The sequence below is a fragment of the Lishizhenia sp. genome (assembly GCF_057456495.1).
Genome location: NZ_JBVCPV010000082.1, coordinates 1 through 11,943, shown reverse-complemented (window position 1 = coordinate 11,943; position 11,943 = coordinate 1). Strand labels below are relative to the sequence as shown.

Here is an 11,943-nt window from a genome sequence, read left to right as displayed (position 1 = left end):
GGTATCCATATGGCTGGGAAGTTTAATTGGAGAATGGTTGGATAAAAAATATCCCTCTGAGCACATATCCTATTATAAGGTGGTCACCTTATTTGTAGTGTTTGGTTCCATATATTCCATTATCAGACAAGTAATCAAATTAAGTAATCAAGACGATGAAGAGTAGTGTGGTGAAGCGTATGGTAATTGTTTCTGCAATTATTATAGCGACGCTTTTTTTAGGTGAGATGATACACCTGAGCATAGTAGAGAAGAATAACTTTAAAGTAGATCTTCAAATCAGTAAGCTTTATTACTTCTTCGGATTCGGAACATTATTTACCTATCTCCTTTTGGAGGTAGGTAAAATTTTTGTGCCCAATAAAATATTAATGGTTTTTATTGTTGCACTAACTATGAAGATGGGTGTTTTTCTTGTGCTCTTCTTTGGAGGAGAAATGGATATTGATACCCTGTCAATGTCTACAAGAGTCTCTATTGTAATCCCATTATTTCTTTTCGTCATTATGGAAAGCGTTTTGGCACTTATCGTTTTGCAGCAAGAGGATAAATAACGGAGTCTCTGCGCCTAGCTGTAACAAAACCTAATGTACAAGCTTTTTAATTTCTCGGAAAGCTATCTGTGAATTGAAAAAAAATAGTTTGTATTTCTAATTAATTGTGTACTTTTGCACCAAAATTTCGAAGATATACTTTTATACAGTTGGGAATTATGACACTAGCACAAAATTCTGTCAGGTTTTTTATAGGTTTGATGTTTACGATCGGTACAACATTCGCTTTTGCGAATGAGCAACACGGTCACGAAGGGGAGCATAATGCTCCAGTTCACGCAGAAGCACACGAAGCACACGAAGGGCACGAAGAGGCGCATGGTGAGCATGACGCAGATCACGGTGGACACGGTTACGAAGGAATGATTGATACGCAAGAAGAAATTCAAGCGTACAAAGAGCACCACTTGCAGGATGCACACGATTTCGTTTTATTCTCAGATAATGAAAAAGGTACGCACTTCGGATTTCCATTACCAGTAATCTTATGGGATGGTGAAACAGGGATGCACTTCTTTATGTCATCTAAGTTCCACCACGGAGAGACTGTTGCAGAAAGCAACGGAGCATACTTCAAATTGGCACACGGAAAAGTTGTTAAGACTGACGCAGAAGGTCACGCTGACTTAGGACAACCAATCGATTTCTCTATTACGAAAAACGTATTGGGTATGTTGGTAGCAGGTTTGTTAATGATCTGGATGTTTAGCGCATTGGCAAGAAGTTACAAAAGAGGTCCAGTTCCAACAGGTATTGGAAGAGTATTAGAGCCATTAGTATTATACGTTAGAGATGAAATCGCTCGTCCTAACATCGGAGAGAAGCACTACAAGAAGTTTATGAGTTTCTTATTAACTGTATTCTTCTTCATCTGGATATTGAACTTATTAGGTTTAACTCCATTAGCATTTAACGTAACAGGTAATATTGCAGTAACAGCATGTTTAGCTTTATTCACTTTCGTAATTGTACAGTTCAGCGGTAATAAAAACTACTGGGGTCACATCTTCTGGATGCCAGGCGTTCCTGTACCAATGAAAATCATTTTAGCACCAATCGAGGTATTGGGAATGTTTACTAAGCCATTCTCATTATTAATTCGTTTGTTTGCAAACATCACTGCGGGTCACATGGTATTAATGTCGTTAATCGCATTAACTATCGTATTGAAAGCTCAGTTTGGAGCTGCTGGATCAACAGCGATTTCATTGTTCTTATCATTGTTTATTTCATTGATAGAACTTTTAGTAGCCTTCTTACAGGCCTACATTTTCACGATGTTATCATCACTGTTCATTGGAATGGCAGTTGAGGAGCATCATTAGTAAGTATTTTTTGTTTAATTAATATATAAATTAGCTATGTCGTTAAATTTAATTGGAGCTGGATTAATCGTAATCGGAGCAGGTCTTGGTCTTGGAAACATCGGTGGTAAAGCAATGGAAGGAATTGCTCGTCAACCAGAAGCAGCAAGTAAAATCCAAACTGCAATGATTATCATTGGAGCACTTTTGGAAGGTTTAGCATTCGGTGCTTTAATCCTTGGAAAATAATCCAAAAACAAATTAGAATATTGTGTTGTGGTAAGGGTTGCTTACTACAACACAATTTCTACTAAGAACAAAAAAGAAGAAATTTAGAATAAACCATATACAATTCAATAATGGAGAAGTTAATAGGTGATTTTTCGATAGGCTTGTTTTTCATGCAAGCAATCATCTTAGTAATATTAATATTATTAGCTAGGAAATTTGCTTGGAAACCAATTTTAGAAGGTTTAAGCAAGCGTGAAGAAGGAATTCAAAACGCAATTGAAGCAGCAGCAAAGGCTGAGGCAAAAATGAAAGAATTAACTGCACAGAACGACGTTATGATGCAGGAAGCAAGAGCAGAGCGTGACGCGATGATTAAGGATGCTAAAGCAACAGCAAACGGAATGATCGAGGATGCGAAGTCTAAAGCTTCAGCAGAGGCTGACAAAGTATTAGCTTCAGCAAGAGAAACTATCGCAGGTGAGAAAAATGCAGCTATCGCTGAATTGAAAACTCAAGTTGCTGCAATCGCTATCGAAATTGCTGAGAAAGTAGTTCGTGGTGAGTTAGCTACAGATGAGAAGCAAAAAGCACTTGCATCTAAAATGGCTGAGGACATTAGCTTAAACTAGAATTATGAAAGGGACAAAAGCAGCATCAAGATACGCGCAAGCATTGTTAGAATTGGCAATCGACACGAATAATGTTGATGCAATTCAGGATGATATGAACTTTTTCCTTTCTACTGTTTTAGAAAACAGAGAATTAGAGTTACTTTTGAGTAGCCCAATTGTTAAGGCGGATAAAAAAGTAGATATCTTAAACGCAGTATTTACACAGTTTAATGATATTACGAAAAACTTCGTAGCTTTGATAGCCAAAAATGGTAGAGAAGTTTTATTGCCGCAAATAGCAATGTCTTACGGAGCGAAAGTGAAAGAGCACAAAGGAATTGTTCCTATTTCTATCACAACAGCTACGAAATTAGACGAAGAAGTTAGAGCTCAAATTTTGGCAAAAGTTGGAGAGTCTATCAAAGGCGAATTAGAAGTAGAGGAAAAAATTGACGAATCTCTAATTGGAGGTTTTGTTGTAAGAATGGGAGACAAGCAAATAGATGCTTCAGTTTCTCGTCAATTTAAGGATTTAAAACAACGTTTAACACGATAATTTGGCTTAGCCAAAAGTCAAATAAAAAGGATAAAAGATGGCAGATGTAAAACCAGCAGAAGTTTCTGCAATTTTAAGAGAACAGCTTTCAGGTCACAAATCTGAAGCAGAGCTTCAAGAAGTAGGTACTGTACTACAAATCGGTGATGGTATCGCACGTATTTACGGACTTAACGGAGTTCAATATGGTGAACTTATCGAATTTGATGGTGGTTTAAGAGGTATGGCGTTGAACTTGGAAGAGGACAACGTTGGTGCTGTACTTCTTGGTCGTTCAAGCCAAGTAAAAGAAGGAGATACTGTAAGACGTTTAGGTCAGATCGCATCTATCAAGGTAGGTGAAGGTATGGTTGGACGTGTAGTTGATACTTTGGGTAATCCAATCGATGGTAAAGGTGAAATCACTGGTGAGTTATTTGAGATGCCAATCGAGCGTAAAGCTCCAGGGGTAATCTACAGAGAGCCAGTAACTGAGCCGTTACAAACAGGTATCAAGTCAGTAGATGCTATGATCCCAGTTGGTCGTGGACAACGTGAGTTGATCATTGGTGACCGTCAAACAGGTAAAACAACTGTTGCAATTGACGCGATCATCAACCAAAAAGAATTTTACGACAAAGGAGAGCCAGTTTACTGTGTATACGTAGCAGTTGGACAAAAAGGTTCTACCGTTGCAGGTATAGTTAATAAATTAGAAGCAGCTGGAGCAATGGCTTATACAGTTGTTGTAGCGGCAAACGCTTCTGATCCAGCTCCAATGCAATACTTCGCGCCATTATCAGGTGCAGCGATTGGAGAGTACTTCCGTGATACGGGGCGTCCAGGATTAATCGTATTTGATGATTTATCTAAGCAAGCCGTAGCATACCGTGAGGTATCATTATTATTACGTCGTCCTCCAGGTCGTGAGGCATACCCAGGAGACGTTTTCTACTTACACTCAAGATTATTAGAGCGTGCTGCAAAAATCATCAACGATGATACAATTGCATCTCAAATGAACGACTTACCAGAGTCATTGAAAGGTAAGGTAAAAGGAGGAGGATCTTTAACTGCCCTTCCAATTATCGAAACTCAAGCTGGTGACGTTTCTGCATACATCCCAACAAACGTAATTTCTATTACGGATGGACAGATCTTCTTGGAGTCTGACTTGTTCAACTCTGGTATCCGTCCAGCGATTAACGTAGGTATCTCGGTATCTCGTGTAGGGGGTAACGCTCAGATTAAGTCTATGAAGAAAGTAGCAGGTACTTTGAAATTAGACCAAGCACAATACAGAGAATTAGAGGCCTTTGCGAAATTCGGTTCTGACTTAGATGCTGCAACTAAAGCAGTATTGGATAAAGGAGCTAGAAACGTAGAGATCTTGAAACAAAAAGAAGGAGATCCATACCCAGTAGAGAAGCAAATTGCTATTATCTACGTAGGTACTAAAGGATTGATTCAAAATGTACCAGTGAACCAAGTGAAAGCTTTCGAAACTGAGTACTTAGATTACTTATCAGCGAAACACCAAGACGTTCTTGATACATTAAGAGCAGGTAAATTAACTGACGAAGTAACTGATACATTAGCTAAAGTAGCGAAAGAGATCGCTTCTAAATACTAGATAGTTAAGAGTTATAAGTTAGGAGTTAAGAGTATTGAAGATAAACGAAAGTCCAATAAGAAGCAAAAGTTTTGATTTTGCCGTGGATATCGTAAAATTTTCAAAAGTTTTAAAGGCTAACGAAGAATTCGAACTAGCAAAACAATTAATTCGCTCTGGCACTAGTGTCGGAGCGAATATTAGAGAAGCCCAACGAGGTTTTAGCAGTAAAGATTTTATTCATAAGATGAGTATATCTTTAAAAGAAGCTGATGAAAGCTTGTATTGGTTGGAGTTAATAGAAGTTTCTCTAAAAATTGATACTAAAGAGTTAAAAGATAAGTGTGAAGAGTTAATCAGAATACTTGTTGCGATTATCAAAACGAGTACTCATAACTCTTAACTCAAAAGTCATAACTACATAAGATGGCAAACTTAAAAGAAATAAAAAACAGAATTACATCTATCGGATCTACGATGCAAATTACATCGGCGATGAAGATGGTTTCTGCTGCTAAGTTAAATAGAGCTCAAGATGCAATTACTAAAATGCGTCCTTACGCTGAGAAGTTGCAAGATATCTTGGGTAACTTGAGTGCTACATTAGACCTTTCTGAAAATGCGTATGCGGAGGAAAGAGAAATGAAAAATGTATTGATTGTTGCGGTAACATCGAATAGAGGTTTGTGTGGTGCTTTTAACAACAACATCATTAAAAAAGTAAATGCACTTTTAGCGGGTGAGTTTGCAGCTTGTAATACGAAAGTATTAGCAGTTGGTAAAAAAGTAAATGACGCTTTCAAAAGAAGCGAAATGAACTACAGACCTGAAGGAGTTGGTGAAGCTGATGAAATGTTTAATGATTTAACATTTGAACGTTCTTCAGATTTAGCACAATTCTTAATGGATAGATTTATGGATGGTGAGTTCGACAAAATTGTTGTGGTATACAACAAGTTTGTTAACGCTGCTATGCAGACGGTAGAGAACGAACAATTCTTACCAATTATCCCAACGGTTCAAGAAGATGACGCTGCTTCTACAGAGTACATGTTCGAACCTTCAAAAGCGGGTATCGTTGAAAGTTTGATTCCAAAATCATTGAAAATCCAATTGTTCAAAGCATTGTTAGATTCTAACGCTTCTGAGCACGGAGCACGTATGACAGCTATGCACAAGGCAACAGATAACGCTTCTGAATTGAAGAAAGATTTGACATTGTCTTACAACAAAGCACGTCAGGCAGCAATTACAAACGAAATTTTAGAGATCGTAGGTGGTGCGGAAGCATTGAACGGTTAATCGAAAGTTTTATATATTGAAAGTCCCATTCATTAATTTGGATGGGACTTTTTTTATTTATCTACCAAGGATAGTAACGGCACCCGCTTGGGCTAAAAACACGCGTTTAAAAGGATGGGCAAAGCGACCTCAGAAGCTTTGTACAAGACTATTTAAACATGTTGTTGGCACAAGGGAGTACAGTGGATAGCCTGGTGCCCTTGGAAGGAAATGGAAAGGGCAGGTAGCCCAATGAACGTTATATTTTCTATTTTTAAGCCAAAGTTGATTTTTATGAAAGTATTATTTGGATTTTTTGCCCTGGTATTGGTACTCACTTCTTGCAATATGAATGAGCGCAATAAGCACGTAGAAGAGAAAATGAAAAAATTGCAAGATAGTACAAAGCTCACCTTAGATCAGGCAAATTTGTTGGCGCAACTACCCTTGAATTGTATAGGTCAGCAATATCCTAATAAACCGAGTATGGTGTTGGAGAGTGATAGTTCATTTTCTACGCCACGTGGAGAGCATCCTGCTTTTTATGGATGTTTTGATTGGCATTCTGCAGTTCATGGTCATTGGAGTTTGGTAAAACTTTTAAAGAGTTTCCCTGATTTGGCGCATGCACCTACCATACGGTACCAATTAGAACAAAGTATTTCGAAAGAGAATATAGCCCAAGAATTGGTGTATTTTGAAAAAAAGATCAACAGGAGTTATGAGCGTACTTACGGCTGGGCTTGGTTGTTAAAGTTAGACTTAGAACTGTTAACATGGGAAGATACCTTGGCGGTAAAACTGCGTAACAACCTAAAAGCCTTAACCGAGCACATTGTACAGAAGTATTTAGATTTCTTACCGCGCTTGGAATACCCAGAACGCGTAGGTAAGCATTCTAACACGGCATTTGGCTTGAATTTCGCTTTTGATTACGCAATGGCCGTTGACCACGTAGAACTCAAAAAAGCGATCATGGATAGGGCACGTTATTTTTATATGGATGATATCAAAACCAGTGCTTGTCCTTTAGGTTGGGAACCGAGCGGATCTGATTTTTTGTCACCTTGTTTAGAAGAAGCAGCGTTGATGCAACGCATCTTGCCCCAAGAAGAGTTTAGACCGTGGTTAAAAGCGTTCTTACCAGAACTGTTTGAGAAGGATTTTACGTGGGACACTGGAATTGTTAGTGATAGAACCGATGGTCAACTTGTACACTTGGATGGTTTGAACTTTAGCAGAGCTTGGAATTTACAGAAGTTGGCAAAATTGAATGAATTAAAGCACCTCAACATCATCGCTCGAGAGCATATTGCTTATTCACTTCCTAATTTAGTAGGAGACGACTATATGGGAGGCCATTGGCTGGCAAGTTTTGCAATTTATGCACTGGAAGGTGATTTGGAGAAATAAGATTTTACAAAAAAGTATAGAAAAGCTCGAAGTTGATAGCTTCGGGCTTTTTTGTTTTAATACAATCTTCTATTAATAGATCGTCTTAATCAGTTTTTAATTTTTAAAACTTGGTGATTGTGTATTTATTATGCTTTTGAGGTTCTAAACGAATTTAATGACGATATGTCGGGAGTAAAGGAAATATGCGTAGAAGATCTAAAGCGAATATTGTAGATATAAAGGGTGGGAAAGCTGTAATCTTGTTAAGATTGTTCTAAATTTGTGTTTTGAAAAAATCAGGATTAAATGCACCTAAAACTCTCTTTTGTAAGTCTTTTTTCACTTGTATGTGGAATTGTGTTTGGACAATTTGAAAACAGAACGGTTTTTAATGATATATTTTGGTACCCCGAGACATGTATAGGGGATGTTAACCAAGATGGCCATAAGGATATTGTGGTGAAGAACATTTTGTTGAAGCGAATCGAAGTATTACTTAACGATGGAAACAATGAATTCAATGTCCATCAATACATACAGATTAAAAGTGGTTTAAAATCAGAATTTCGATTGGAAGATCTAAATAACGATGGATTCCCTGAGATAATAACAATGGATTATATCGATGATGGTTGGATAGATCCTTCGAAGTTGGTTGTAATTGAAAATATAAATGGAATTTTTGGTCAAAAGGAAATTCTACAAGGTTATATTGCAGGTAATTTTTCTCCCTATAATCAGGAGAAAAAGCGCATTTTTATTACAGATAAGGAAAATGACAGTTTTCCAGATATAATCCTAGTGGCTGGTTCCGTAATGACTTTTTTTGAGAACAATTCTGGAGTAATATCTTCTGGTGTTAACATTGCTAGTCTTAATTCGAATGAAAGTTCTAGGGCTGATTATAAGTTTTTAGACCTTAATCAGGATGGTTATGAAGACATATGGACAAATACTAGAGCTTCCAATGATTCAGTATATATTTATTTTAATGATTCGATTGGTTATACCAGACAAGCAATAGCACATTCAACGGCCAATTATTATGCTACATTTTCCTATGAATTAGCAGATATAAATGGTAATAATACAACCGATTATATTCGATTCTCAAATAATATTTTAAATGTTAGATTTGATAATCTAACAGATTCTTTATTTCCACCATATTACACAAGCAATTATATACAAAGTTTTCCTATATCAACATCTATGAGTGGTGTACAAGCTGCGGATTTAGATTTAGACGGTGTGGATGAATTAATTAGTACCTCTAGAGATACAATTTTTAAATTAAAATATAATGGTACCGAGTTTATAAAAGAGCCAATTTGGGGACAAGTCAATGGTTCATTGAATATGTATGGACTCCCTTTTTCGATGTCAGATTATAACGTTTCATTAAATGATATAGACTCAGATGGTGACATGGATATTTTGGTTACGAATTATAGAAAAAGAGAACTTTTTTGGCTAGAAAATCAAAATGGAAATTCTTTTATCTATCACGAAATATATAATAACACGGGGCAAATTATAAAAGCAATGGGTATTGATATGGATGAGGATGGAGTTAAAGATCTCGTTACCTTTTCCAAAAGTTTACGTGGGTTATCGTATTATGCATCATCGAAGCACAATTTGCTTACCAATCAGGTAACAGTTGCCGATATAAATACTTTAAACTTTCCATCGGATGAAATAAAGGTGTTTGACGTCAATAGTGATGGGCGAGAAGATTTTGTTTTTGCATCGTATAATACATATACCAATATAAACGATACACTAATTTGGATTGAGAATGACGGTCCAAATGGTGTGTTCCCAGTTCATACATTACCATTTTCTATGTCTGTAGACTTTTATTCTTTTGAAGACGTAGATAGTGATGGTGACCTTGATATATTATTTATAGGAGAGGATGATAAACTTCGTTTACGCGTGAATAACGGAAATATGGTTTATTCTACGGACGTTTTACTTGTAAATGATGTTGTTGAAAATTATGCAGTTCATGACATGAATAATGATGGTTATAGGGATATTATTGTTTTGCAAGAAAATGGAAGTTTCACTCCGGCTGATCATGATATGAAATATCTCATGAATGATGGTAATAATAATTTTACATCCTTATCAAATCCTAAATGTAATACAGCAGAAAATGTATATTTCGGAGATTTAAATGCTGATAATGCAATTGATCTAGTGGTACCTAGGGGGAGTTGGGGTACTTGGATTTTTGTGAATGACGGAAATGGGGAGTTTACAGATTCTGTTTATTTATCGAATTTAAACGATTTCGCCATGCAAATTGAAATTAAGGATTTCGACATGGATGGATTAACGGATATTCTTTATTTTAAGGGGAATGGTTCTGTTGATTCAGAACTGAAAATATTTAAGAATCAGGGATCTTTAAACTTTACGCAGGAAATTTTGGACGGGTGGTTTATGCAACCTAAATACGATTACGTATTAGATGATTTTAATGGGGACTTATTACCAGATTTGGTCGTCTATCAAGATAGACCTTGTGATTCCATTATAATATGTAAGAATTCAGGGAATTATAGTCCATTTTCAATATCAGGAAGGGTATATTATGATCAAGATAGTAATGGTGTTTATAATTTGAATGAACCGCTTGTATCTCATATACCTATAAATAAATATTATTTACAATCGGTATATACTGATTCTTTGGGGGTATATACCTTTGGAGTTCCAGAAGGGAATCATCATATTTTTCCGGGTTTTGATACCACCGTATTTGAATTAATCTCAGATTCTCTATCCTACACAGTTTATTCAGATTCAACCCAACCGAACATTCAAGGTTTAGATTTTGGAATTCGACCAAAATTGGATATGAGTGTAATGGGAACCATGAATGCTCTTGCTTTAAAATGTGATACAGAATACAAGCAGGTGTTGACCTTGAAAAATCGAGGAGTAAATGAGTTACATGGAATGCTATCCTTCACCTCTGATACTTCTGTTTCTATTTTGGATGCTGTTCCTATGTTTGACTCAGTTGCCAACAATGTTTATTATTGGATGTATGATAGTTTAGCAAGTTTTGAAGAGCTATTGGTGGAGGTTTACATTGAAACTCCCAATTTCACCGCAATAGGGAATTATTTGACTCAGGAATTAGACATAATAGCATATGATTCATCTAATACTCAAAATATTTCCATTCACGATGAATATACATCTATGCTTACTTGTGCTTATGACCCGAATAATAAAGTGCCTTCATACATGGGGTACACCTCAAAAGGGTATTTTTTGGATACACTTCAATTCTTAGATTACACAATTAATTTCCAAAATACGGGTAATGATACAGCTACAAATATTGTAGTGGTAGATCAATTGTCGCCTTATGTTGTTTCTGATGGGTTACAAATATTATCTACATCCCATAATTGTGTTGTGGAAATTGATGAGAATGATATTGTTCGTTTTAAATTTAATAATATCAATTTACCAGATACAGGGGCGAATTATTACGAAAGTATGGGGTTTGTTAAGTATAGAATCCCTATCATTCCTAATATTGCTCCAAATCAGGTCATAAAAAATAAGGCTAGTATTTATTTCGATTCCAATCCTCCCATTCATACAAATGAAACTAAACATGAGCTTTTTATGTGTGATTGGGTTGAAGGTATATTGCCAGTTGATTCTGTCTACTGTGGTGATTCAATTCTTGAAATAGAACTTACAGGGGATTATGTAGATGATGTAAACTGGACCTTTAACTCAGTACTCGTAGATTCTACTTCTAACTTATTGTTCATCGATAGTATAGCACAAGGAACACATTTATTAGAAGTGAATTATGGAAATCAACTATGTAGTTTCGATAGTTTATTTAGCTTAAATTATCATGTTATTCCAACCTTAGAAATTGACACGGTTTTAGATCTTGATATATGTGAAAATGATTCCTTGTGGATAAATGCCACCACCACTTTGGAATGGTATTCTCAAACTACAAATTCTACAGTAGACTCAAGCAGTTACCTTGTTCATGAAACGGATGAAATTATTCTTACACGTAATGATGGTGTATGTTTAAATAAAGATACGCTTTTGGTGGTTCAGCACCCTCAACCTGTTGCAGAGATTTTAGATGTAAACAATCAGATTTGTTCTACAGATTCAGTGATGCTAATAAGTACTCAGCAGTATGGAAATACATGGAGTTACAATTATCAGGAAGAGGGGAGTAGTGATACAATTTGGGTGAATTTAGCAGGAGAATACACCCTTGTTCATACCTCTAACTATGGCTGTGAATCTGAAATGGATACTTTCACATTAATTACAGACCACATAGAGGATTATAACCTTTATCCAAGTTCATTAGTTAATGCTTGTGAAACAGATGATGTTTGGCTTTCCATTT

The 11,943-nt window shown here is 36.2% G+C and carries 11 protein-coding genes; all 11 read left to right on the top strand.

Annotation, left to right across the window (positions count from 1 at the left end; translation table 11 throughout):
• Positions 1-7: 7 nt before the first annotated feature.
• Positions 8-166 carry an AtpZ/AtpI family protein gene (locus tag AC22ZQ_RS07585; protein ID WP_413468679.1) on the top strand — a complete coding sequence of 53 codons (159 nt, stop codon included), beginning with the start codon at positions 8-10 and terminating at the stop codon, positions 164-166.
• Positions 156-554 (top strand): DUF6168 family protein, encoded by a 399-nt coding sequence (locus tag AC22ZQ_RS07580; protein ID WP_318958178.1) that lies wholly within the window; start codon positions 156-158, stop codon positions 552-554. The genes AC22ZQ_RS07585 and AC22ZQ_RS07580 overlap by 11 nt, the downstream gene beginning before the upstream one ends.
• Before the next feature lie 158 nt (positions 555-712).
• The gene (atpB, locus tag AC22ZQ_RS07575; RefSeq protein WP_318958177.1) at positions 713-1,879 is read left to right on the top strand and encodes a F0F1 ATP synthase subunit A; all 1,167 of its coding nucleotides are present in this window, start codon (positions 713-715) and stop codon (positions 1,877-1,879) included.
• Positions 1,880-1,915: 36 nt separating this feature from the next.
• Positions 1,916-2,107: an ATP synthase F0 subunit C gene (atpE, locus tag AC22ZQ_RS07570; RefSeq protein WP_318958176.1), complete on the top strand. Its 192-nt coding sequence runs from the start codon at positions 1,916-1,918 to the stop codon at positions 2,105-2,107.
• Between the two features lie 110 nt (positions 2,108-2,217).
• Positions 2,218-2,718, top strand: a complete 501-nt coding sequence (atpF, locus tag AC22ZQ_RS07565; RefSeq protein ID WP_318958175.1) for a F0F1 ATP synthase subunit B — start codon at positions 2,218-2,220, stop codon at positions 2,716-2,718.
• 4 nt (positions 2,719-2,722) lie between these two features.
• Positions 2,723-3,256 carry an ATP synthase F1 subunit delta gene (atpH, locus tag AC22ZQ_RS07560; protein ID WP_318958174.1) on the top strand — a complete coding sequence of 178 codons (534 nt, stop codon included), beginning with the start codon at positions 2,723-2,725 and terminating at the stop codon, positions 3,254-3,256.
• A 37-nt stretch (positions 3,257-3,293) separates the two neighbouring features.
• Complete coding sequence (gene atpA / locus AC22ZQ_RS07555; protein WP_318958173.1) at positions 3,294-4,868, top strand: F0F1 ATP synthase subunit alpha; 1,575 nt, start codon at positions 3,294-3,296, stop codon at positions 4,866-4,868.
• A gap of 34 nt (positions 4,869-4,902) precedes the next feature.
• A complete protein-coding gene (locus AC22ZQ_RS07550) occupies positions 4,903-5,250 on the top strand; it encodes a four helix bundle protein (protein WP_318958172.1) in 348 nt (115 codons plus the stop codon).
• 23 nt (positions 5,251-5,273) lie between these two features.
• Entirely contained in the window at positions 5,274-6,149 is an 876-nt protein-coding gene (atpG, locus tag AC22ZQ_RS07545; protein WP_318958171.1) for an ATP synthase F1 subunit gamma, read from the top strand.
• 273 nt (positions 6,150-6,422) lie between these two features.
• Positions 6,423-7,541 carry a DUF2891 domain-containing protein gene (locus tag AC22ZQ_RS07540; protein WP_318958170.1) on the top strand — a complete coding sequence of 373 codons (1,119 nt, stop codon included), beginning with the start codon at positions 6,423-6,425 and terminating at the stop codon, positions 7,539-7,541.
• A gap of 288 nt (positions 7,542-7,829) precedes the next feature.
• The coding region (locus tag AC22ZQ_RS07535) for an FG-GAP-like repeat-containing protein (protein ID WP_318958169.1) at positions 7,830-11,943 on the top strand (4,114 nt) is incomplete at its 3' end.